This window comes from Bacillus sp. 95MFCvi2.1, from assembly GCF_000374965.1.
Taxonomy (GTDB): Bacteria; Bacillota; Bacilli; order Bacillales; family Bacillaceae_G; genus Bacillus_A; species Bacillus_A pseudomycoides.
Map to the genome: position 1 here is coordinate 46,327 of NZ_KB895693.1, position 24,119 is coordinate 70,445.

Here is a 24,119-nt window from a genome sequence, read left to right on the forward strand (position 1 = left end):
GTGAAGCACATGAGCATCAGAGCTGAAGAAATTAGCGCACTGATAAAGCAACAAATTGAGAACTATCAGTCTGAAATCGAAGTTAGTGATGTTGGTACAGTTATCCAAGTTGGTGACGGTATCGCGCGTGCTCATGGTCTAGATAACGTTATGGCTGGTGAACTTGTAGAGTTCTCTAACGGCGTTATGGGACTAGCACAAAACTTAGAGGAAAATAACGTAGGTATCATTATTTTAGGACCTTACACAGAAATCCGTGAAGGTGACGAAGTTCGTCGTACTGGTCGCATCATGCAAGTGCCAGTAGGAAAAGAACTAATCGGTCGTGTTGTAAACCCATTAGGTCAACCAGTAGATGGTTTAGGCCCAATCAATACAACAAGCACTCGTCCAATCGAAAGTCCAGCACCAGGTGTAATGGATCGTAAATCTGTTCATGAGCCACTTCAAACAGGTATTAAAGCGATCGATGCTCTTGTACCAATCGGTCGTGGTCAACGTGAGTTAATCATCGGTGACCGTCAAACTGGTAAAACAGCAGTTGCACTTGATACAATCTTAAATCAAAAAGATGAAGATATGATTTGTATCTACGTTGCAATTGGACAAAAAGAATCTACAGTACGTAACGTAGTAGAAACACTACGTAAGCACGGTGCGTTAGAATACACAATCGTTGTAACTGCATCAGCTTCTCAACCAGCTCCATTATTATACTTAGCTGCTTATGCTGGTGTAACAATGGGTGAAGAGTTCATGTACAATGGTAAACACGTATTAGTAGTATATGATGACTTATCAAAACAAGCAGCTGCTTACCGTGAGCTTTCATTACTATTACGTCGTCCTCCAGGTCGTGAAGCATATCCAGGGGATGTATTCTACTTACATTCTCGCTTACTAGAGCGTGCGGCAAAATTAAGTGATGCAAGAGGCGGCGGTTCTTTAACAGCTCTACCTTTCATCGAAACACAAGCAGGGGACGTATCAGCTTACATTCCAACAAACGTAATCTCTATTACAGATGGACAAATCTTCTTACAATCTGATTTATTCTTCTCTGGCGTACGTCCAGCGATTGATGCAGGTACTTCAGTATCTCGTGTTGGTGGATCTGCTCAGATTAAAGCGATGAGTAAAGTATCAGGTACACTTCGTCTTGACCTTGCGTCTTATCGTGAGTTAGAAGCGTTCGCTCAGTTCGGTTCTGACCTTGATAAAGCAACACAAGCGAAATTAAACCGTGGTGCTCGCACAGTTGAAGTATTAAAACAAGGATTACACAAGCCGTTACGAGTAGAGAAACAAGTTATTATTCTTTACGCTTTAACACGTGGATTCTTAGATGATATTCCAGTAGCGGATATCACTCGTTTTGAAGAAGAATTCCATGCTTGGTTAGATTCAAATGCAGCTGAGCTATTAAGTGAAATTCGCACAACAAAGAAACTTGCGGATGACGACAAATTTGCAGCAGCAATCAACGGATTCAAAAAAGTATTCGTAGCTTCTGAATAATAAAAAGCGGAAGCGGCTTTTGCCGCTGAAACTAGATTATATAAACAGGCAATTCTTACAGGAATTGCTGACGGTTATGTAGAGGAAAAGAGTAGGTGCACCTATTCTTTTCCTTCAATCATGAGCAAGAATATCTTGCAATGTAGATTAGAAAGATGAACGAAAAGGATTCTTACTAATCGTGCCAACTTCCGGAAAAAAGGTGGTGAAAACCTGTGGCATCTTTACGCGATATAAAAGCGAAAATTAACTCGACTAAGAAAACGAGTCAAATTACGAAAGCGATGGAGATGGTATCTGCATCGAAGTTAAGTCGTGCAGAGCAAAATGCTAAATCTTTCGTTCCGTATATGGAAAAGATTCAAGAAGTAGTAGCGAGTATTGCGCAAGGTAGCAAAGGGATCAATCATCCAATGCTAACAGCGCGTCCTGTAAAGCGTACAGGATACATCGTTATTACATCTGATCGCGGACTAGCAGGTGGTTATAACAGTAACGTATTACGTACAGTAAGTAACGTAATTCGTGAACGTCATAATATGGATTCAAACCAATATTCAATTATTGTGCTTGGACGACTAGGACGTGATTATTTAAAACGTCGCGGCTTTAACATTATTGATGAAGTAGTTGGATTATCTGACCACCCATCATTTACAGATGTTAAAGACCTTGCTTCTCGAGCAATCGCGATGTTCGCAGATGGTGCTTATGATGAACTGTACATTTACTACAATCATTTTGTAAGTAAAATTTCACAAGAAGTAACGGAAAATAAAATTTTACCGCTTACGGAAGTGACATCTGACAAACCGACGACAGCTTATGAATTTGAACCTTCTGAAGAAGATATCTTAAAAGTGTTATTGCCACAATACGCAGAAAGCTTAGTGTACGGTGCATTACTAGACGGTAAAGCAAGTGAACACGCAGCGCGTATGACAGCAATGAAAAGTGCTACAGACAACGCGATGGAAGTTATCGATTCACTTACACTTTCATTCAACCGTGCTCGTCAAGCAGCGATTACGCAAGAGATTACGGAAATCGTTGGTGGCGCAGCAGCGTTAGAATAGTAATATAAGGCGGAAGCGGTTCGTTCAGAATGGGAGGGGGATGGAGCTTTTGACGTAGAGGCGCTCTTTGCCTCGCAGGAAAAAGCGAAGTCACCGAGCATTCTAACCGCTGGAGCTAGATTAATAAAAAGCGGAAGCGGCTCTTTTGGAAGAGTCGCCCAAGCTATACTAATAAAAAATGAAAGCCGACTCTCATAGAAAGCTGGCTAATTTAAAGAAAGCTAGGAGGGAACCCGATGAATAAAGGGCGCGTTACGCAAATCATGGGTCCGGTTGTAGACGTTAAGTTTGACGGCGGAAAGCTACCTGAAATCTACAATGCCCTTAGAATTAAACAAGACGCAGTTAACTTAACTTTAGAAGTTGCACTTCACTTAGGTGATGATACAGTTCGTACAGTTGCGATGTCTTCCACAGACGGACTTGTTCGTGGTACTGCAGTAGAAGATACTGGCAAAGCGATTTCTGTTCCAGTTGGTGATGCAACACTTGGTCGTGTATTTAACGTATTAGGTGATGCAATTGACTTAGATGGTGAGGTTCCAGCAGATGTACGCCGTGATCCAATTCACCGTCAAGCACCTGCATTCGAAGAGTTATCTACAAAAGTAGAAATTCTTGAAACTGGTATTAAAGTAGTAGACTTACTTGCTCCTTACATTAAAGGTGGTAAAATCGGTCTATTCGGTGGTGCCGGTGTAGGTAAAACAGTATTAATTCAGGAATTAATTAACAACATCGCACAAGAGCACGGTGGTATCTCTGTATTCGCTGGTGTAGGTGAGCGTACTCGTGAAGGTAACGACTTATACCATGAAATGAGCGATTCTGGCGTAATCAAGAAAACTGCGATGGTATTCGGACAAATGAACGAGCCACCTGGTGCACGTCAACGTGTTGCATTAACAGGTTTAACAATGGCTGAACATTTCCGTGATGAGCAAGGACAAGACGTACTATTGTTCATCGATAACATCTTCCGTTTCACGCAAGCGGGTTCTGAAGTATCTGCCCTTCTTGGTCGTATGCCATCTGCGGTAGGTTATCAGCCAACACTTGCAACAGAAATGGGTCAATTACAAGAACGTATTACATCTACAAATAAAGGGTCTATCACGTCTATCCAAGCGGTATATGTACCAGCCGATGACTATACTGACCCAGCACCAGCTACAACGTTCGCTCACTTAGATGCAACAACAAACTTAGAGCGTCGTTTAACACAAATGGGTATTTACCCAGCGGTAGATCCATTAGCATCTACATCTCGTGCACTTTCTCCAGAAATCGTAGGAGAAGAGCATTATGAAGTAGCTCGTCAAGTACAGCAAACTCTTCAACGTTATAAAGAGCTTCAAGATATCATCGCTATCTTAGGTATGGATGAGATCTCTGAAGAAGATAAGTTAGTTGTACAACGTGCTCGTCGCATTCAGTTCTTCTTATCACAAAACTTCCACGTAGCGGAGCAATTTACAGGTCAAAAAGGTTCTTACGTACCTGTAAAAGAAACAGTTCGTGGTTTTAAAGAAATTCTAGAAGGAAAATATGATGACCTTCCAGAAGATGCATTCCGTCTTGTTGGTAGTATTGAAGAAGTTATTGAAAACGCGAAGAAAATGATGGCGTAAGGCCTTAGGAGGGACGAATTATGAAGACATTTCCAGTCAGTATTGTAACTCCTGATGGACCGGTTTACGAAAAAGAAGTAGAAATGGTAAGCGTGAAGGCAGAAAGTGGGGAAATGGGGATCTTATCAGGTCACATTCCAACTGTTGCACCGCTGAAAATTAGTGCGGTTCGTTTGAAAAATGGCGGTCACACTGATTATGTAGCAGTAAGCGGTGGCTTTATCGAAGTTCGTCCAGATAAAGTAACAGTATTAGCACCATCTGCTGAAGAAGCAAACCATATCGATATTCATCGTGCAAACGAAGCGAAGCGCCGTGCTGAGCAACGTATGCAAGATAAACAAGTACATGTTGACTTCAAGCGTGCAGAACTGGCGCTGCAGCGTGCAGTAAACCGTTTGAACGTTTCTGATATGAAATAAAAAAATCCGTAAAGGTTCATTCCTTTACGGATTTTTTTTATAACTTATGGGTAACAACGCTTTCTTTTTTAGACTTTGTTATATCAAAATCTAATTATATAATGAAAAAAAAATCCCCCAAAATGGTATAATTATTCTGAATATATCTAGGGAAACGCTTTACAACTGTGATTAGAAAAGGAGATGAGAAAGTGATTGGTGAAATGAAACGAGAAGCTTTACAGTCATTAAGGGGAAAATGGGGGCTTGGCGTAGGTTCAACACTGTTATATGGTATTTTAAGTTATATTCTATCACTGTTTGCAACTCTTATTGTTATTATTCCTTTTGTTCTCTTATTTATGTTACTTGGTGATTCTATCGATTTATTTGAAGGGGAAACGGTGAAAATCGGCTTTACGGTTACTTTCGTTATTTTGTATGGACTTATGATGTTTATGAGTCTTATGTCATATGGTATTACAGCGTATGGTTACACGAATGTGTTTTTAAATATTAGCAGGAGAAAAGGTGCCACAATAGATGCTTTATTTGAAGGTTTTCGCGGCTTTAGAAGAATGATGAATGCTGCAAAGGCAATGATTTTAATCTTTTTATATTCTGGAATATGGATTCCTTTCGTGCTATTAATTATTGTTGGTTTGTTAGGAGATGAGACAGGAAGTGCTGGGGAAGGATCAGCAATCGCATTTTTTGTTTTATTATTTGTTTCATTTATTGTCATTATTATTGCATCCTTTTCATATGTGATGACTTATTATGTTATGATAGACAATCCAGAGTATGGCGTTTTACAAGCTATGAAAGAAAGTAAAAAAATGATGAAAGGGCATAAAATGGATTTATTCCTTTTATGGCTCAGTTTCATTGGTTGGGGAATATTAGCGGTGATTCCTTTCGGGATTGGGTTACTTTGGTTCTGTCCATATATTAATACAACGACTGCTCATTTTTATCAGTATGTATCAGAGAAAGCATAGTCTCTGTACTTAGGAATATTATAAAATATATTAAAAAAGCGGTATGCTGGTATATAAATGTTGAATATTAGATTAGGGGGCTATGCATGATAAGTCAATTAAAACGATATGCACTTGATGCGTTAAAAGGAAGATGGGGATTAGCGGTAGGGGCAACTTTATTGATTGGGATCCTTATCGCTATTGTTGAATTCACAATAACAGGCATCTTCTCAATATCTTGGGGCTGGGAAGAGGCGCAAGATTCTATCACAGTAAGTATTGTTACGATGCTTATTATTGGACCGTTAACGCTTGGTGCGTATGCTCTTGTTTTACATGCAATTCGTGGGACAGACATTCGGATTGGGCATTTATTTAAATGGTTCGGTGAGGGGGAAAAGTTTGGTAAGGCATTCTTCACATATTTGTTGATGTATGTATACATTACTCTATGGACATTACTTCTTATTATTCCAGGGATTATTAAATCATTTTCTTATTCTATGACGTATTTCATTTTAAATGATAATCCGGAGTATACAGCGAATCAAGCAATTACAGAAAGTCGTCATATGATGGATGGACATAAAATGGATTATTTCCTATTATGTCTAAGTTTCATTGGCTGGTTTATATTAAGTGTCTTAACTTTGGGAATTGGTTTCCTATGGTTAGTCCCATATTTTTACACGACATCTGCCGCGTTTTATGAGGAAATTTCAAAGAAATATTATAAAAAAGAAGATACTGTTTTTTAAGAAACGACTAGCATGAAATTAATCATTCGTGCTAGTTTTTTGTGAGAGTGAAATTAATTATAATTGCTGTAAACCAAGCAACATAGAGGGAAGTCATCCTCTAGTTACTTGGTTTTTCTTTTTCCCAATATATCGACATGGGAATTTGAAGTTTGTTATAATGATAAATAATCGCATTATTTAGAAAAATTTAAAAATAATAAATAATGCAGGTGAGACATATTGTTTACTAAGTGAACTTGTTCTTAATTTAGGGGGGAGGGCTTCAGGGTGGCAAATGTATATGAAAATAGTTATATGATTGTTGGCATCTTTTTACTATTGGGCATATTACTGCCGGTAGTGGCTCTTACATTAGGCAAGCTGCTGCGCCCACATAAACCAAGTGCAGCAAAGGCAACGACGTACGAAAGCGGAATTGAACCCTATCATGATGCAAATGTTCGTTTTCATGCTCGTTATTATATTTTTGCATTATTGTTTGTCATTTTTGATGTGGAAACTGTATTTTTATATCCGTGGGCTGTCGCATATGACAAGCTTGGTTTGTTCGCGCTTATTGAAATGTTGATCTTTGTCATTATGTTGCTCATTGGTTTGGCCTATGCTTGGAAAAAGAAGGTGTTACAATGGTTATAAATTTTGAAGATTTACATCCAGGGGAACGAGCGGAATTAGAGAGAAATATCTTTTTTACAACACTTGAACAGATAAAAGGATGGGCGCGTAGTAATTCTTTATGGCCGATGACATTTGGACTTGCATGCTGCGCGATTGAAATGATGGGGGTTGGCTCATCGCATTATGATCTAGACCGGTTTGGGTCGTTTTTCCGGACATCGCCGAGGCAATCAGATGTCATGATTGTTTCAGGAACAGTAACAAAGAAAATGGCACCAATTGTACGTCGTTTATACGATCAAATGCCAGAACCGAAATGGGTTATTGCAATGGGTTCTTGTGCAACAGCTGGTGGCCCGTATGTGAACTCGTATGCTGTTGTGAAAGGGGTGGACCAAATCGTACCGGTAGATGTGTACATTCCAGGATGTCCCCCGAACCCAGCTGCTTTAATTTATGGGATTAATAAATTAAAAGAGAAGATTCGTTACGAAGCAAAGACGGGAAAGCAGGTGACGAATAGATGAGCGATCCGAATAAAGAGATAGAGGACATGAAAAAAGAGGCGGCAAGACATGCGAAAGAAGAAGCACGGAAACGACTTGCTGCTAGGCATGAGGCGGAACTGTCTAAGGATGAGGTACAAGGAGAAGAAAAAGAGAAAGCGCTACCAAAAGAGGCGGAGATAAATATAGAGGAAGCAAAACGCCTTGCCGCAGAGGCAGCAAAAGCAAAGGCGGCAGCGTTAGCGAAGCAGAAAGCAACAGAAGGCGAAGCGATATCGGAAGAGGAAAGGGCAAAAGCGAAGGCGAAAGCCGCGGCAGCGCTGGCAAAGCAGAAAGCAACAGAAGGCGAGGCAATATTGGAAGAGGAAAAAGCAAAAGCGAAGGCGAAAGCCGCGGCGGCAGCAAAGGCAAAAGCGGCAGCGCTAGCAAAGCAGAAAGGAGCAAAAGGCGAAGCGATATCGGAAGAGGAAAAAGCAAAAGCGAAGGCGAAAGCCGCGGCAGCAGCAAAGGCAAAAGCGGCAGCGCTAGCAAAGCAGAAAGGAGCAGAAGGCGAGGCAATATCGGAAGAGGAAAAAGCAAAAGCGAAGGCGAAAGCCGCGGCAGCAGCAAAGGCAAAAGCGGCAGCGCTAGCAAAGCAGAAAGGAGCAGAAGGCGAAGCGATATCGGAAGAGGAAAGGGCAAAAGCGAAGGCGAAAGCCGTGGCAGCAGCAAAAGCAAAGGCAGCCGCGTTGGCAAAACAAAAAGCAACAGAAGGCGGAGCGCCATCTAACGATGAAAAGGCAAAGGCAATTGCAGTGGCGAAAGCAAAGGCGGCAGCTGCTGCCAAGGCAAAAGGTGCTGCGGGTAAGAAGGAAGAAGAGCCGGGGCAGGAAGAACCATCACCGAATCAGCCATATTTAGATGCTTATGTAAAGATTATTAAGGAGAAGACAGGCGAACATTCATTAGTAGATTACTATATTAATAAACTTTCAAAAGATGTACCAACGCTTGTTGTTGAGCCGAAGAATTACTATGAAGTGATGGAATTATTAAAGTGTCATGAAGGACTTGCCTTTGATTATATGTCGGAGTTACATGCGACGGATTTCGTTACACATATGGAAGTGTATGTCCATTTGTTTTCATATGGAAAGCGTCAATCTGTAGCAGTGAAGGTGAAGGTAGATAGGGAGGTGCCGCGGGTAGCGTCGATTGCGCCGCTATGGCACGGGGCGAACTGGCCAGAGCGAGAAGCGTATGATTTGCTTGGTGTTGTCTTTGAAGGTCATCCCAATTTAACGCGTATTTTAATGCCAGATGATTGGGCGGGTTATCCGCTTCGAAAAGATTATGAGCCTTTGGATGTGGAGGTGTAGCATTATGATCCGTACAGAAGAAATGCTTTTAAATGTAGGACCGCAGCACCCGAGTACGCACGGTGTATTTAGGCTTGTTATTAAAATTGATGGGGAAATTATTAAGGAGGCTACACCTGTCATTGGGTATTTACACCGTGGAACAGAGAAAATCGCAGAGAGCTTGCAGTATACACAAATTATTCCTTATACAGATCGAATGGACTATTTATCAGCGATGACGAATAACTATGTGATTTGTCACGCTGTTGAGACAATGATGGGCCTTGAAATTCCAGAGCGTGCAGAATATTTGCGAGTACTTGCAATGGAGCTTGGCCGCGTTGCGAGTCACCTCGTTTGGTGGGGAACAAACCTTCTTGATATTGGAGCGGTTAGTCCGTTTCTATATGCATTCCGGGAGAGGGAGATGATTATTAATCTCTTAAATGAACTCTGTGGTGCGCGGCTAACGTTTAATTACATGCGAGTGGGCGGTGTAAAATGGGATGCTCCAGATGGCTGGATCCGAAAGGTCCGTGAGTTTGTTCCATATATGAGGGAGCAATTGAAAGGCTATCACGACCTTGTGAGCGGAAACGAAATTTTCTTGAATCGTGTGAAGGGCGTTGGAATATATAGCGCGGAAGATGCGCTTTCTTATTCGCTTAGCGGGGCAAATTTACGCTGCACAGGTGTGAAGTGGGATCTTCGCAAGGATGAACCGTACTCTATTTATGATCGCTTTGATTTTGATATTCCGGTAGGAAACGTGGGGGATGCTTGGGATCGTTACGTTTGTCGGATGGAGGAGATTGAGGAGTCTCTCAAAATTATTGAGCAGGCGGCTGAGCAATTCCCATCAGAAGGGCCAGTGTTGGCGAAAGTGCCGAAAATTATTAAGGCACCAAAGGGCGAGGTATTTGTCCGGATCGAGTCGCCGCGCGGAGAAATTGGCTGTTATATTGCTAGTGAAGGAAAGAAAGAGCCGTATCGCTTAAAGTTCCGCAGGCCATCTTTCTACAACCTTCAAATTTTACCGAAGCTTTTGAAGGGCGAAAATATCGCGAACTTAATTACGATTTTAGGTGGCGTTGATATTGTGCTTGGGGAGGTTGATGGGTGATGATAGAGCGGCTCTTAGAGTCATCGGCAAGCTGGACAAATTTTTTCATCTTTTTTGGGTTAGCGGTGCTTCTTTTACTTGCTGTCCTTGGATTTGTTACATATGGGATTTTAGCAGAGCGAAAAGTGATGGGATTTATGCAAGGGCGGATTGGTCCGAACCAGGTCGGCGGCAGATTCGGTTTACTGCAAACAGTTGCTGACGTTTTAAAGCTTTTATTAAAAGAAGATAGCATTCCGAAAGCCGCAGATAAGCCGCTGTTTATATTGGCACCTGTTATTGCATTTGCACCAGCTTTTATGGTGCTTGCAGTCATTCCATTTACGGATAAATTTCAGTTTGCAGATATTGGAGTCGGGCTTCTTTACTATATTGCTGTATCAGGGATTACAACGATTGGTGTTGTGACCGGGGGATGGGCATCAAACAATAAATATTCACTTTTAGGCGGGATGCGTGCGGCAGCGCAAATGATTTCCTATGAAATTCCGCTTGTAATGAGCGTCATTGGTGTTGTCTTATTAGCTGGCAGTCTGAATTTAAATGAAATTGTAGCGGCGCAGGAGAAGGTTTGGTACATTTTCGCACAGCCAATCGGTTTTGTAATTTTCTTAATCGCAGCGGTTGCAGAGTTGAACCGGACGCCGTTTGACTTACCAGAGGCGGAATCGGAACTTGTTTCTGGATATCATACAGAGTATTCGGGGTTTCGCTGGGCATTCTTTATGCTTTCTGAATATGTATACTTCTTTGGAATGGCTTCGCTCATTACGGTGCTCTTCCTAGGAGGATGGAATCCAGTTATGTTCCTTGGTTTTATTCCTGGAGCTGTATGGTTTGCTTTAAAGTTTAGCGCGGTGGTCTTTCTCTTAATTTGGTTCCGCGTTACGTTTCCACGTATCAGGGGCGATCAATTAATGGAGTTTGGCTGGAAGGTATTATTGCCAATCGCACTTGCGAACATTTTCTTAACGGCATTGATTAAGGAGTTGTTCTTCTAATCCATGAGGGGGGTGCCACTAAGATATGAAAGGACTATTTAAAGGATTAAAGTATACGCTTAGCAACTTAAGTAAGAAAAAAGTAACGTACGATTATCCCAATCAACCATTGCCACTACCAGATCGCTTTCGAGGGATTCAAAAATTTTATCCAGAAAAGTGTATTGTTTGTAACCAATGTGCCAACATCTGCCCAACTGACTGTATTCAACTAACAGGGAAGAAGCATCCGGATCCGGCGAAAAAAGGAAAAATTATTGATACGTACGATATTAACTTTGAAATTTGTATTCTGTGCGATTTATGTACAGAGGTTTGTCCAACAGAGGCAATCGTTATGACAAACAATTTTGAGCTAGCGGAGTATACGCGTGATGATTTGTTTAAAAATTTGCAGTGGCTAGATGAAAATGATGAGAACGTCAGAAAGGAGAATAAAGCATGAACGGCGAGTTGATAGCGTTTTTTTTACTATCCTTAACGGCGATTATCGGTGGTATTCTTATGCTGAACTTAACGAAAGTCATGCATATGATGCTCGCCCTTGTGTTTACGTTTCTTAGCATTGCGGGATTGTATTTTCTATTATCGGCAGAGTTTGTTGGAGTAGCGCAAATTTTAATTTATTCCGGGGCGATTACGATTATTATGATTTTCGGCATTATGTTAACGAAACATGACGCTGAAAATGAATCTAGTTTTAGTTTTCGTAAATGGCTCATCTTCTTCGCAGTAGTAGTGTTTGGCGGGGTGATGTATTTCGCTGTTAATAATATAGATTTTACAAATCGAAGTGTACAAGGAAGTGTACCACTTCATGAACAAAACACACTTCAAATTGGTACACTCTTATATTCGAAATATGTCATTCCATTTGAATTAACGTCGGTTATTTTACTTGTTGCACTTGTTGGGGCAATTGTACTTGCGAAGAAGGATGAGAAAGAGGGGGATTCCAATGAGTAGTGTTCCAACTTCCGCCTACTTAGCTCTTGCCATTATTCTGTTTTGCATCGGTTTATTCGGGGCTTTAACAAAGCGGAATACGGTCATTGTTTTAGTTTGTATTGAACTGATGTTAAATGCGGCGAATTTAAACCTAGTCGCCTTTAGTAAATTAGGTTTTTTTCCGAACTTAACAGGACAAATCTTTTCACTGTTTACGATGTCTGTTGCCGCAGCTGAAGCAGCAGTTGGACTTGCAATATTAATTGCGTTATATCGTAAACATGCAACAGTTAACGTAGATGAAATGGATTCGCTTAAGGGTTAGCATTGTGACCGAAAAGGGGGAAGGAAACAATGATCGATTATGCATGGCTCATACCGCTTTTCCCGCTTACCTCGTTTTTTTTGCTCGTTATGTTTGGGGGAAAATTGAGAGAAGGAAGCAGCTTACTTGGTATCTTTCTCACATTTCTTTCCTTTGTGGGTGCGGTGACTGTATTAATAGAACGGTTTTCATCAGAAACAGTAAAGCATCAGTGGTTATGGCTCCGAATTGGTGATGTGGATCTTTCGTTTGGTTTTGAGATTAACGCATTAAATGCTTTGATGCTTTTTATTGTGACACTCGTTAGCTTCCTTGTACATGTGTATTCAAAAGGGTATATGCATGGTGATGAGAGGTTGCCCGTATTTTATGCGTATTTAGGGCTCTTTACATTTGCGATGCTCGGGCTTGTTATCTCGACGAATTTACTACAGCTTTATATATTTTGGGAATTAGTTGGACTTGGCTCGTTTTTACTAATTGGTTTCTATTTCTTTAAAGAGGAAGCGAAGGCTGCTGCGAAAAAAGCATTTATTATGACGCGTATTGGAGATGTAGGTTTATTTATCGGGATGATTTTACTCTTCTGGCAGGCTGGTAGCTTTGAATATGAAGTAATCTTTAAAGCGATGAAAATGGGAGACATATCACCTACTATGATAACGCTCACGGCAATCTTGATCTTTATTGGTGCCATGGGGAAATCAGGTCAGTTTCCGCTTCATACGTGGCTACCGGATGCGATGGAAGGGCCAACGCCTGTATCCGCGCTCATTCACGCGGCAACGATGGTTGCAGCAGGTGTGTACTTAGTGGCAACGATGTTTCCGCTATTCTCTGCAAGTCCTGCAGCGATGCAAACAGTCGCGGTTGTTGGCGCCTTTACTGCAATCTTTGCTGCGTCCATTGGCCTCGTACAAACGGATATAAAAAGAGTCCTCGCATATTCAACAGTGAGCCAGCTCGGCTATATGATGCTCGCGCTTGGCTCGGCAGGATACGTTGCTGGAGTCTTTCATTTAACGACACATGCTTTCTTTAAAGCATTGCTTTTCTTAGCGGCAGGAAGCGTCATTCATGCGGTGCATACGCAAAACATTAATGAAATGGGCGGATTGCAGAAGAAAATGAAAGTGACGGGGCTACTCTTCTTAATCGGCACGCTAGCAATTAGTGGTGTCCCGCTCTTCTCAGGTTTTTTTAGTAAGGATGAAATTTTGGCGGCGACGTGGATGCACGGCAATTATGTTTTGTTTGTCCTTGCGGTTCTCGCAGCATTTTTAACGGCGTTTTACATGTTCCGGTTATACTTTCTCGTTTTTACAGGAGAGGCGAAGAAAGAAGAGGATGTGCATGAATCTCCGCGCGTCATGACATTTCCGATGATTGTCCTTGGTATTCTTGCAGTTTTGGCAGGGTATATCAATACGCCTTGGTTTGGCACGTTTCTTGGGGACTGGCTTACAAAGAATGTCCCGTTCCAAGTAGAGCAAAGTCATGGTCCGGTGTGGATTATGATTGTTGCGACACTCGTTTCGTTTGCGGGCATTCTCGCGGCATATCTTATCTATGGGAAACGATCTATTTCTAGAGATCGGGATGGCGGAAAAGAAACAGTCCTATATAGCCTCCTTAAGGAAAAATATTATGTAGATGAACTGTATAGTGTGACTGTGCTCCCGCTCGTAAAAGGAATCGCTTATGTGCTTCACTTATGTGAGGTCTATATTGTGGAAGGAATCGCCCAGTTAATCAGAGGTATTGTGAGAGGGGCAAGCATTGTTGGTTCTAAACTTCAAAACGGAAACGTACAAGTATACGGAACCGCAGTGGCTGTTTCCGTGGCGACATTAGTTGTCATTCTGTTATATACGGGGGGGTATTGGCAATGAATGCATTATTATTATCATTCTTCATTTTCTCCCCGCTTCTAGGGATTCTCTTACTTACGTTAACACCGAAAACGGAAGTGCGTGCAGTGCGAGTCCTCGGTTTGTTCGGAACAATTCTTCCGCTTGGCATCGCGATTGTTCTGGCTAGTACATATGCTTCCGGAAAGAGCTTAACGATGTTTGCTGAAAAGGTGAAATGGATTCAATTCGGACATTTTCCGGGCGTAGATGAAAAGTTGTTTTCTATTTACTATGAGCTTGGTATCGATGGCTTTTCGCTTGTGATGATGATACTCACGGCGCTTTTAGCAACACTTGCGGCGATTACTGCCTTTTCCATTCAAAAAAATATAAAAGGTTTTTACATGCTTTTGTTAACACTTGAAATTGGGATGCTCGGTGTCTTTGCAGCAGAAAATTTACTTCTATTCTTTGTCTTCTTTGAAATTACATTACCACCGATGTTTTTGCTTATTGGAAAGTGGGGGAAATTGAACAGTGAAAAAGCTGCCTATAGTTATTTGATTTATAACGGAATTGGATCAGCGATTTTACTCATTGTTTTCTCTATCCTCTTTGCAAAAACGGGTACAACAAATATTGCAGATTTAAAAGATATTTTGACTGGGGTGGACACGGCGCTTCTGGGCGATATTTCAAGTTCATTGCAGCTCGGTTTATTCATTGCACTTATGATAGCCTTTGCTATTAAGCTACCGGTATTCCCTTTGCATCGCTGGATGGTGAATGTGCATGTCGAGGCCCATCCTGCTGCGGTGATGCTCCATGCGGGTGTTCTGCTCAAGATTGGAGCATACGGCATCGTTCGCTTTGGGAAGGGGCTATTCCCGGAGCAGTTTCAAGACTTTTCGATGCTACTGGCGATTTTAGGGGTAATCAACTTGCTATACGGTGCTTTTCTAGCGATCATTCAAACAGATTTTCGAAAGGTACTCGCTTATTCCAGTATTTCGCATATGGGAATCGTTTTAATGGGACTTGGGGCACTGAATGCAGCCGGTATGAAGGGAGCGCTATTTCAAGTCGTATCTCACGGTTTAATTGCAGCGCTACTATTTTGCTTGCTCGGCATGATTGAGGGGCGTTTTGGCACGTCTGACATTACGAAGCTTGGTGGCCTTGCAAAACAAGTTCCTGTGTTAAGTGGTTTCTTATTAGCAGGAAGCATGGCTTCGCTTGGCCTTCCGGGCATGTCTGGGTTTGTTAGTGAGTTTCTTGCATTCCTCGGACTATTTCAAGGGAAGCCAATGCTCGCGGCGATCGGTGCGCTTGGCATCATTTTAACAGCGGTATATGTCCTAAGGGCTACGCTTCAAGTGACATTTGGAAAGAAGGAATTGGCAGCGAGGCCGGATGTCCGCGGCTGGGAATACGTTCCGATTGTACTCTTGCTCACTTGTATTCTTGCAATTGGTATTATGCCAGAACTGTTAGGAACGCCGTTGCAATACACAGTGAAAATATTGGGGGTGAGGTAGGATGGATATGAATACATTACTTAGCTTATCTTGGCATTTAATGGTACCGGAGTTCATCATTCTTGGAGCGGCCATCCTTCTCTCGCTTCTTGACTTATTTCTAAAGTTTGATCGTAAGTATTTAGGGCTTGGGGCGATTGGAGCGGCAGTGCTATCGCTAATCGCATTAATTACATTGTATGGTGAACCGGCTGGAGACATTTTAAGTGGTTCGTTTGTACTAGATGGATTTTCAAAAGGGTTTAAAACGTTACTATTAATTGGAGCCATCCTCGTTTTATGTATGGCGATGAGCGATGATAAAAAAGAGCCGATTCAAGATAAAGGGGAATACTATTATTTATTTTTAATGGCAGTTCTCGGGGCGATGTTTATGGCGTCTAGCGTCGACTTTATTACGCTCTTTATTGGCCTAGAGTTGTTATCACTGTCTTCGTACATTTTAGTTGGGATTCGAAAGACAAATCGTGCTTCGAATGAAGCGGCGATGAAATATGTTATTAATGGCGGAATTGGGACGGCTATTACGCTCTTTGGAATGAGTTACTTATACGGCATTACGGGGGCTACTAATATTATTGGTATGCAGGAAGTTCTCATGCAAGGTGTGGATGGCAGCATTCAACTTTTGTTATCGCTTGCTTTCTTGCTTCTGTTTGTTGGGCTGTCCTTTAAAATTGCGACGGTGCCGTTTCATATGTGGGCACCAGACGTATATGAAGGGGCCGTGACACCTGTTACAACTTTCCTCGGGACAATTTCTAAAATCGCCGGTTTTATTATGATGATAAGATTGTTCCTTATGGTATTCGGCGCTATACCTGTTCATGGAAGTGAGCAAACAGTATTTGCTAACATGAGCGTATATATTGCCGTGCTCGCTATTATTACAATGATTATTGGTAATGTCGTGGCACTCAAGCAATACAGCGTAAAGCGCCTATTCGCCTATTCTGGCATAGCGCACGCTGGATATTTACTCGTTCCGCTTGTAGCGTTATCACCATTTACAATGGATAGTATGTGGTTTTATATGTTGGCATACCTGTTAATGAATATAGGAGCTTTTGCAGTCATCCACGGATTAATCTTACAAAGCGGAAAGGAAAATTTCACAATTTTCTCTGGTTTATACAAACGCTCTCCGTTTGCCTCTGCAGCGATGACCATTTTCATTCTGTCTTTGGCAGGAATTCCAGGAACAGCTGGTTTTATCGGAAAGGTTAATATTTTCTTAAGTGCCTTCACTGCTAGTCCAGCCCATTACGTGCTGGCATCAGTCATGATGGGCACAACGGTTATCTCGTTTGTATATTATTTCCGTATTTTGCAGCAAATGTTCTTTCGAAAGAGTAGTGAAGAAGATCCGGTACACTTACCGATCAATTTGAAAGTCGTCATTAGTTTTTGTTTAATTGCAACTGTATTACTCGGAATTCTACCGGCAATTGGCTACAATTTCTTTTATGAATATTTTCCATTGATGAAAGATTTCTTCTTCACAGGGAACGTGGTACAATAGTGAAAACAAAAAGTGTAGAGTCATCGCTCTACGCTTTTTATTGTGGAGCAATGAGAGGGGTAAAGTGAAACTTTCGTTAGCGCGAGACCTTATCCTTCACGAATGTGATGCTCGAACAAAGTAAACTCTAATAGGTAGTGCCCCTTCTTTCAGAGGGATACTTTATACTGCCTGTTTGGGCGGGAAAAAGTGTGGTTTCCATTTATATGGGATCGTTTTGCATCCTAGGTGATGGTAAGCCAAACAAAAGGAGTCGATTTTTTTGGCGCAACTTTTAGGGCAACAAGCACTGATTGCGATTGTTTCGCATTTATTGTTTATTACCATTACGTGGTGGGCCTTACAAGGTATCCATATCGAACGCCTGATGAAATCTGGAAAGGTATTGCAGACGAGGATTTTACTCATTCTTGTTACGATTGCCATTGGGACATCTGTCAGCAACTTTTTTCTTGATTATTTAGGGTATTCGAAGAGTTTAACGTATTTAGTCAAGTAAGTGTATAGAACCTCATATCTCCGTTAACAATGGGGATAGGAGGGGATGAAACTTGAAAAGCTTAAAAACAATTCTTATTGTTGTCGTAAGTATTGTCGTATTCTTGGTCGGGTATAAAGAGATAAAGCCCGTAAGTGACGAAGAGAAAATGGAGAGTATGATCGCAGCTCTTGAAAAAAATGGAGCAGAGGTAGAGCGGTGGTCATGGTTAGCACGAGAAACCAAAACCATTTCTAATATACATACGTTTCAAAAATTGTTAAATGAAGTGAAAGAAAAAGCGGATATTCAAAAATGGGAATTGGAAACATCTCATGATGGATATAAAGCAACAGCATACAAAAAATTTTCTTCTTATGAAGAACGAATAGTAGTAACTTGGAGTAAGGAAAATAGTAAAGAAAACACTTTCATTATCTTTGAAGTAAGCGGGTCAAAATGGGACCCTAAAAACATTCGGGAAATGGATAAAATTTTTAGTACAAAACCTACAATTTACACTTGTGTTCAAGGTGTACTGAGTGATAAGATTGAAGGTGTTTTGCAAAATAAAACCAATCAGGTTTTGAAAGATCTTTCAGCAAGAGCGATCGAGAAGATAGAAGAAAGAGCATTTGTGTCAGTCTCCGCATATAATAAAAAGTGGAATGACGCTCTTTCAACAAATAGAGAGAAAATCAATGTGCAAATAGCAATACGCTCTACAGACAGCAAAGATACAATTGTGGTTGGCACACCGATCATAACTTCTGAGTATTGAATAGATATTGAAAAAAGGACACGGAGGGGAATAAATTGGAAAAAATCATCGTCCGTGGCGGAAAGCGGTTGAATGGCACAGTGCGTGTTGAGGGCGCAAAAAATGCTGTATTACCTATAATCGCTGCAGCCCTATTAGCGAGTGACGGAAAGAATGTACTATCTGAAGTACCAGTTTTGTCTGATGTATACACAATTAATGAGGTATTACGTCATTTAAATGCTGAAGTCGTATTTGAAAATAACCAAGTAACAATTGATGCTTCAAAGGAGTTAAATATTGAAGCACCATTTGAATATGTACGTAAAATGCGTGCGTCCGTTCAAGTAATGGGACCACTATTAGCACGTAATGGTCGTGCTCGTATTGCACTTCCTGGTGGATGTGCAATTGGTTCACGTCCAATTGACCAACATTTAAAAGGCTTCGAAGCAATGGGAGCGAAAGTAAAAGTTGGTAATGGCTTTGTTGAAGCTTATGTAGATGGACAATTACAAGGCGCGAAAATTTACTTAGACTTCCCAAGCGTAGGTGCAACAGAAAACATTATGTCTGCTGCTACATTAGCAAAAGGGACAACAGTACTTGAAAACGCAGCAAAAGAACCAGAAATCGTTGACTTAGCTAACTTCTTAAATGCAATGGGAGCAAAAGTACGCGGAGCTGGAACTGGAACGATTCGTATCGAAGGCGTTGATAAATTATATGGTGCACACCATTCTATTATTCCTGACCGTATTGAAGCAGGAACGTTTATGGTTGCAGCAGCAATTACTGGTGGAGACATCTTAATTGAAAATGCTGTACCAGAACATTTACGTTCTATCACAGCGAAAATGGAAGAAATGGGTGTTAAGGTTATTGAGGAAAACGAAGGCGTACGTGTTATCGGCCCAAGTAAATTAAAAGCCGTTGATATTAAAACAATGCCTCATCCAGGTTTCCCAACAGACATGCAATCACAAATGATGGCATTGTTATTACATGCGGATGGAACAAGCATGATTACAGAAACGGTATTTGAAAACCGCTTCATGCATGTGGAAGAATTCCGTCGTATGAATGCAGACATCAAAATTGAAGGCCGTTCTGTTATTATGAATGGACCTAACAACTTACAAGGTGCAGAAGTAGCAGCAACTGACTTACGTGCTGCAGCGGCATTAATTCTAGCTGGTTTAGTATCAGATGGTTACACACGTGTAACAGAATTAAAACACCTTGATCGTGGATATGTAAACTTCCATGAGAAACTAGCTGCATTAGGTGCAACAATTGAACGTGTAAATGAAAAAGTAGAAGAAGTAACGAAGCAACAAGTTTCTGACCTTCACGCTTAAGTTTGAGTAGTCTCTATGTCTTTTTGACATAGAGGCTATTTTTATTGGGCTATTATTGTTATAGTCAACAAATTCCTTTTTTATGCCTGTCCACCTGAAAAATTTAGAAAATTCTTTCCTTTGAGATTGCATCCTGTCATATCAGTACTTTATATTTTCCCTTTGCAGAAGTTCCTCCCGATATGTTCTAAAAGCTTGTCACGTTCCATAAGAATGAAATGAGTCTAATTTCATAGTGGGGGAAAAAGATGAAAATTTCAAAGCCACTTTTCATTACAATGGCGCTCTTAGTGGCGCTCGTCATTATTGTACCGACCGTACTTGTTATTCCGTTTACGAAAGCGAAAGTAAGTCAGCCGCCCGAACATCCTCCAGCCATGCAAAGTGTGCCAGCTCCTAAAAAGGTAAATACTGCTGTCCAAGTTACTGTGTATCGTAATGCACAAAAGAAGGTAGAAACGATGCCGATGGAAGAGTATGTTACAGGTGTAGTAGCTTCTGAGATGAATGCTAGCTTTGAAATGGAGGCATTAAAAGCACAGGCATTGGCAGCGAGAACATTTATTGTACAGCGTATGCTAGGTGGAAGTAAGAAAAACAATGCGGATGTGACAGATACGGTTAATGATCAAGTGTACAACAGTAAAGAAGAGCTAAAGAAGACATGGGGCAAAGATTATGAGAAAAATTTGAAGAAGATTGAAGAAGCTGTGTCTAAAACAGCCGGACAAGTTTTAACCTATGATGGTAGTCCCATTACGGCGTCCTTCTTCTCAACAAGTAACGGTTATACAGAAAATGCTGCAGACTACTGGGGGAGCGACTTACCATATTTAAAAAGCGTAGACAGCCCATGGGATCAAGCTTCTCCAAAATTTGCGAGTGAGCAAACTTTTACTGTAGATGATTTTCAAAAGCGTCTTGGCGTAAAGGTGCTTGCAAATGGAAAAGTCGGTAATATTAAAGACCGTACAGAAGGAAAACGGGTGAAGGATGTAGAGTTTCAAGGAAAGGTATTAACAGGGAAAGAAGTAAGAACAAAACTGGGATTACGCTCCTCTGACTTTACATGGAAACAACAAGGAAAGAGCATTGTCGTCACAACGAAAGGTTTCGGCCATGGTGTTGGCATGAGCCAGTATGGTGCCAATGGAATGGCGAAAGAAGGAAAAGGATATACGGATATTGTTGCTCATTACTATAAAGGTATCGAAATTAAAACGCTAAACGAGTATGAAGGAAAGTTAATGGCGAAGAACTGATGCTTAAGGGTTACTGACAGTTGGGCGCTGCTCGTTTGAAAATATATCGGCGCTTTTTGGAATATATCAACCGTTCGACAAAACTTAGTGATTATTTGACAACAAAGGAGCTCACCCCAATGAGCTCCTTTTGTCATTATTTGTAGAAAACGAAAGAAATGTTAACGGCTTTTGTCTCGTTTTGTTGTGTTATAATACAGTTGTATGTGTATATATAAAATAATAACAGGGGGCATGAAATATGATGATGGATGTACCACTTCTCATTCCAGCAATGATGGAACGAGCGGAGAAATATTTTTCAAAAAAGGAAGTTGTTTCGCGCACTGCATCGCGTATTCAAACATTAACATACGGAGAGATTGCGAAGCGGACAAGACGGCTTGCTAGTGTACTAAATAAAATGGGGATTGATAGAGGGGACAAAGTTGGAACAATCGCTTGGAACCATCACCGCCATTTGGAAGCATATTTTGCAATTCCAGGAATTGGGGCGGTGTTACATACGATTAACTTACGGCTCTCCGCAGAGCATATTTCTTATATCATTAACCATGCTGAAGATAAAATCATTCTCGTTGATGAAGATATGGTTCCTGTATTAGAAAGTATTCAACACGAAATTCCTCATGTGAAAGCATTTATTATTATGACAGATGATCACGGACTACCTCACACAACACTATCACCAGTATATCATTACGACAAACTACTCGAAGAAGGCGACGAAACATTCCCATTCATAACAGACTTAGATGAAAAAGAACCTGCGGGTATGTGCTATACTTCCGCAACGACAGGAAAACCGAAAGGCGTTGTGTATACACACCGTAGTATTGCACTCCATAGTTATACGCTCGGCCTTGTGGACGGCGGGAATCTATCAGAAGTAGACACTTGTATGCCTGTCGTTCCGATGTTCCATGTAAACGCATGGGGGCTTCCGTTTGCAGGTACATGGTTCGGCACAAAGCTCGTCTTACCAGGACCACACTTTACACCAGAAATATTAGCTCAGCTTATTGAGCGTGAGAAAGTGACAATTACTGCTGGTGTACCAACAATTTGGATTGGGTTACTGCAAGAGCTTGAAAAATATCCGTATGATATTAGTAGTATTCGTACGATATGGTCAGGTGGATCAGCAGCACCAGGAAGCATGATTCGCACATATGAGGAGAAATATGGAATTGCTTTTAGGCAAATATATGGAATGACAGAAACAAGCCCAGCTGTTGTAATTAACTGTCCAAAGTCATATCAGCGCGATTTACCGGAAGAAGAATATTATGAACTACGCTCCCGCCAAGGTTACTTATTCCCAGGCCTTGAAATGAAGGTAATTGGTCAAGAAGGGGAGATCAAATGGGATGGTGAAGAAATGGGAGAGCTTTGCCTGCGCGGACCGTGGATTGCGGGTAGTTATTATAACGATGAACGTACAACAGATTCCATGCAGGATGGCTGGTTACATACAGGAGATATTGTAACTGTTGATCCAGAAGGGTTTATTAAAATTGCTGACCGTACGAAAGATTTAATTAAAAGCGGCGGTGAATGGATTTCCTCCGTTGATTTAGAGAACGCTTTAATGGCACATGACAAAGTACTAGAGGCATCTGTCGTTGCCGTGCCACATGAAAAATGGCAAGAACGCCCTGTTGCCTGCGTTGTCTTAAAAGAAGGACAAACAGTAGAACAAGAGGAGCTCTATGCATTATTAGAAGACCAGTTCCCGAAATGGTGGATGCCGGATGACATTTTATTCGTGGAAGAAATTCCAAAAACATCTGTCGGGAAATTCCTGAAAAGGGCACTTCGTGATCAGCTGAAAAGTTATATGGTGAAGCAGCAGTAATAGTTGTATGCTAAAATCAATCAAAAAGGAGCTAATTTAGCTCCTTTTTATTTTTGAGATAAATATCATAATCTTCCATTAACTGTTTGGTATAATGAGATAAAAACTCATCTGGAGGAGAAAACATGGCGTTATTGGAGTTAAAACAATTGGGTAAGACGAACCAGTTGCAGGCGATTCAGCTTGAAATTGAAAAAGGGCAATGTGTTGTGCTGCAATGTAACAATCATACGGCGAAGATTTTACACCGCATTATAATCGGTGAAGAAGAGGCATCGGCTGGAAGTGTTTTATTTGACGGGGAACCGATTCAAAAGCAAGTCTACTCGCGCATTGGTTTTTGTTTTTTAAAAGATGAGGCATATAACCGCTTAAAAGTAAAAGAATACTTCGCCTTTTTATCCGGATTGTATGACTCGAATATTAGCATAGAAGAAGTTGTCCAGTATGTTGGTTTACTAGATAAAATGAACGTCAAAATTGAAAAGCTATCATTTTCTGAAAAACGCCGTCTTCACATTGGGCGGGTCATGATTCATAATCCGGATTTAATTATTTTTGAAGAGCCAGAGCAAAATGTAGATATAGAGAGCACAATTATCATTCGAAAAGCAATTATGAAGATGAAAGAACAAGGGAAGGCCATCTTTATTACATCATCCTTTTTATCAGATGCACTTTCTTTAACAGAAGATGTGTATGTATTAAATCCAGATGGCGTTAAAAAAATAGAAATCGAACAAGAAGAAGGGGAAGAGATAGATCAAGAAAATATCGTTCAAATGATTCCGCAAATGAAGCTCGAAAGAATCCCAGCAAAAGTGAACGATAAAATTATTTTGCTTGATCCGATGGAAATTCATTTTATTGAAACGCAAAATGGAACAACGCATATTCATGTTCGCGAAGGGGACTTTGTATGTGCGTTAACATTAAGTGAGTTAGAAGAAAGATTAAAAGGTTTTGGATTCTTTCGATGTCACCGCTCTTATCTTGTTAACTTACAGCGCGTACGAGAAGTGATTACTTGGACTCGTAATAGCTTTAGCTTAATCTTGGATGATGAACGAAAAAGCTCTATTCCACTTTCTAAAGGTCGAATGGATGAATTAAAAGGTGTCATTGGACTATAATGATGCTCCAGTAAGTGGAAAATAGGATTCATTCACCGGTAAAAAGACTCCTTTTACCGGTATTTTACTGCGTAACCCCTTTGTTTTTCATATGATTGAGCCAAGAACAGCGAACACAACAAG

The 24,119-nt window shown here is 41.0% G+C and carries 23 protein-coding genes; all 23 read left to right on the forward strand.

Annotation, left to right across the window (positions count from 1 at the left end; genetic code table 11):
• The first annotated feature begins 9 nt into the window (after positions 1 to 9).
• The 23 genes from atpA (at position 10) to C568_RS0107990 (ending at position 23,996) form a co-directional block, all read left to right on the forward strand.
• Positions 10 to 1,518, forward strand: a complete 1,509-nt coding sequence (gene atpA / locus C568_RS0107880) for a F0F1 ATP synthase subunit alpha (RefSeq protein WP_006096654.1) — start codon at positions 10 to 12, stop codon at positions 1,516 to 1,518.
• Between the two features lie 215 nt (positions 1,519 to 1,733).
• A complete protein-coding gene (gene atpG / locus C568_RS0107885) occupies positions 1,734 to 2,594 on the forward strand; it encodes a F0F1 ATP synthase subunit gamma (protein WP_003202288.1) in 861 nt (286 codons plus the stop codon).
• A gap of 236 nt (positions 2,595 to 2,830) precedes the next feature.
• Positions 2,831 to 4,225 carry a F0F1 ATP synthase subunit beta gene (gene atpD, locus C568_RS0107890; protein WP_006096653.1) on the forward strand — a complete coding sequence of 465 codons (1,395 nt, stop codon included), beginning with the start codon at positions 2,831 to 2,833 and terminating at the stop codon, positions 4,223 to 4,225.
• Between the two features lie 20 nt (positions 4,226 to 4,245).
• Positions 4,246 to 4,647, forward strand: a complete 402-nt coding sequence (gene atpC / locus C568_RS0107895) for a F0F1 ATP synthase subunit epsilon (RefSeq protein WP_006096652.1) — start codon at positions 4,246 to 4,248, stop codon at positions 4,645 to 4,647.
• Between the two features lie 191 nt (positions 4,648 to 4,838).
• Positions 4,839 to 5,627, forward strand: coding sequence for a DUF975 family protein (locus C568_RS0107900; protein ID WP_018781182.1), 789 nt, complete (start codon positions 4,839 to 4,841; stop codon positions 5,625 to 5,627).
• A gap of 86 nt (positions 5,628 to 5,713) precedes the next feature.
• Complete coding sequence (locus C568_RS0107905) at positions 5,714 to 6,367, forward strand: DUF975 family protein (protein ID WP_018781183.1); 654 nt, start codon at positions 5,714 to 5,716, stop codon at positions 6,365 to 6,367.
• A gap of 270 nt (positions 6,368 to 6,637) precedes the next feature.
• On the forward strand, positions 6,638 to 7,006 hold the full coding sequence (locus C568_RS0107910) for an NADH-quinone oxidoreductase subunit A (RefSeq protein ID WP_003202297.1): 369 nt from the start codon (positions 6,638 to 6,640) through the stop codon (positions 7,004 to 7,006).
• Complete coding sequence (gene nuoB, locus C568_RS0107915) at positions 6,997 to 7,515, forward strand: NADH-quinone oxidoreductase subunit NuoB (protein ID WP_018764931.1); 519 nt, start codon at positions 6,997 to 6,999, stop codon at positions 7,513 to 7,515. The genes C568_RS0107910 and nuoB overlap by 10 nt, the downstream gene beginning before the upstream one ends.
• On the forward strand, positions 7,512 to 8,852 hold the full coding sequence (locus C568_RS0107920) for an NADH-quinone oxidoreductase subunit C (protein WP_018781184.1): 1,341 nt from the start codon (positions 7,512 to 7,514) through the stop codon (positions 8,850 to 8,852). Before nuoB ends, C568_RS0107920 begins: the two co-directional genes overlap by 4 nt.
• Positions 8,853 to 8,856: 4 nt before the next feature.
• On the forward strand, positions 8,857 to 9,957 hold the full coding sequence (gene nuoD / locus C568_RS0107925; RefSeq protein ID WP_003209223.1) for an NADH-quinone oxidoreductase subunit NuoD: 1,101 nt from the start codon (positions 8,857 to 8,859) through the stop codon (positions 9,955 to 9,957).
• Complete coding sequence (gene nuoH / locus C568_RS0107930; RefSeq protein WP_018781185.1) at positions 9,957 to 10,958, forward strand: NADH-quinone oxidoreductase subunit NuoH; 1,002 nt, start codon at positions 9,957 to 9,959, stop codon at positions 10,956 to 10,958. Before nuoD ends, nuoH begins: the two co-directional genes overlap by 1 nt.
• Positions 10,959 to 10,983: 25 nt before the next feature.
• Positions 10,984 to 11,403: an NADH-quinone oxidoreductase subunit NuoI gene (gene nuoI, locus C568_RS0107935; RefSeq protein WP_003202066.1), complete on the forward strand. Its 420-nt coding sequence runs from the start codon at positions 10,984 to 10,986 to the stop codon at positions 11,401 to 11,403.
• Entirely contained in the window at positions 11,400 to 11,924 is a 525-nt protein-coding gene (locus C568_RS0107940; protein ID WP_016112671.1) for an NADH-quinone oxidoreductase subunit J, read from the forward strand. Before nuoI ends, C568_RS0107940 begins: the two co-directional genes overlap by 4 nt.
• On the forward strand, positions 11,917 to 12,231 hold the full coding sequence (nuoK, locus tag C568_RS0107945) for an NADH-quinone oxidoreductase subunit NuoK (protein WP_018764934.1): 315 nt from the start codon (positions 11,917 to 11,919) through the stop codon (positions 12,229 to 12,231). The genes C568_RS0107940 and nuoK overlap by 8 nt, the downstream gene beginning before the upstream one ends.
• A 29-nt stretch (positions 12,232 to 12,260) precedes the next feature.
• Positions 12,261 to 14,123 carry an NADH-quinone oxidoreductase subunit L gene (nuoL, locus tag C568_RS0107950; protein WP_018781186.1) on the forward strand — a complete coding sequence of 621 codons (1,863 nt, stop codon included), beginning with the start codon at positions 12,261 to 12,263 and terminating at the stop codon, positions 14,121 to 14,123.
• On the forward strand, positions 14,120 to 15,622 hold the full coding sequence (locus tag C568_RS0107955) for an NADH-quinone oxidoreductase subunit M (RefSeq protein ID WP_018781187.1): 1,503 nt from the start codon (positions 14,120 to 14,122) through the stop codon (positions 15,620 to 15,622). The genes nuoL and C568_RS0107955 overlap by 4 nt, the downstream gene beginning before the upstream one ends.
• 7 nt (positions 15,623 to 15,629) lie before the next feature.
• Complete coding sequence (nuoN, locus tag C568_RS0107960) at positions 15,630 to 17,144, forward strand: NADH-quinone oxidoreductase subunit NuoN (RefSeq protein ID WP_029427058.1); 1,515 nt, start codon at positions 15,630 to 15,632, stop codon at positions 17,142 to 17,144.
• 262 nt (positions 17,145 to 17,406) lie between these two features.
• On the forward strand, positions 17,407 to 17,643 hold the full coding sequence (locus tag C568_RS0107965) for a DUF1146 family protein (protein ID WP_003202077.1): 237 nt from the start codon (positions 17,407 to 17,409) through the stop codon (positions 17,641 to 17,643).
• A gap of 52 nt (positions 17,644 to 17,695) precedes the next feature.
• Positions 17,696 to 18,403 carry a YwmB family TATA-box binding protein gene (locus tag C568_RS0107970; RefSeq protein ID WP_018764938.1) on the forward strand — a complete coding sequence of 236 codons (708 nt, stop codon included), beginning with the start codon at positions 17,696 to 17,698 and terminating at the stop codon, positions 18,401 to 18,403.
• 35 nt (positions 18,404 to 18,438) lie between these two features.
• Complete coding sequence (gene murA, locus C568_RS0107975) at positions 18,439 to 19,743, forward strand: UDP-N-acetylglucosamine 1-carboxyvinyltransferase (protein ID WP_003209210.1); 1,305 nt, start codon at positions 18,439 to 18,441, stop codon at positions 19,741 to 19,743.
• A 248-nt stretch (positions 19,744 to 19,991) separates the two neighbouring features.
• Positions 19,992 to 21,005 (forward strand): stage II sporulation protein D, encoded by a 1,014-nt coding sequence (spoIID, locus tag C568_RS0107980; RefSeq protein ID WP_006096642.1) that lies wholly within the window; start codon positions 19,992 to 19,994, stop codon positions 21,003 to 21,005.
• 241 nt (positions 21,006 to 21,246) lie between these two features.
• Positions 21,247 to 22,863 carry a long-chain fatty acid--CoA ligase gene (locus C568_RS0107985; protein WP_018781189.1) on the forward strand — a complete coding sequence of 539 codons (1,617 nt, stop codon included), beginning with the start codon at positions 21,247 to 21,249 and terminating at the stop codon, positions 22,861 to 22,863.
• A 125-nt stretch (positions 22,864 to 22,988) separates the two neighbouring features.
• On the forward strand, positions 22,989 to 23,996 hold the full coding sequence (locus tag C568_RS0107990) for a LytTR family transcriptional regulator DNA-binding domain-containing protein (protein ID WP_018781190.1): 1,008 nt from the start codon (positions 22,989 to 22,991) through the stop codon (positions 23,994 to 23,996).
• Positions 23,997 to 24,119 lie beyond the last annotated feature (123 nt).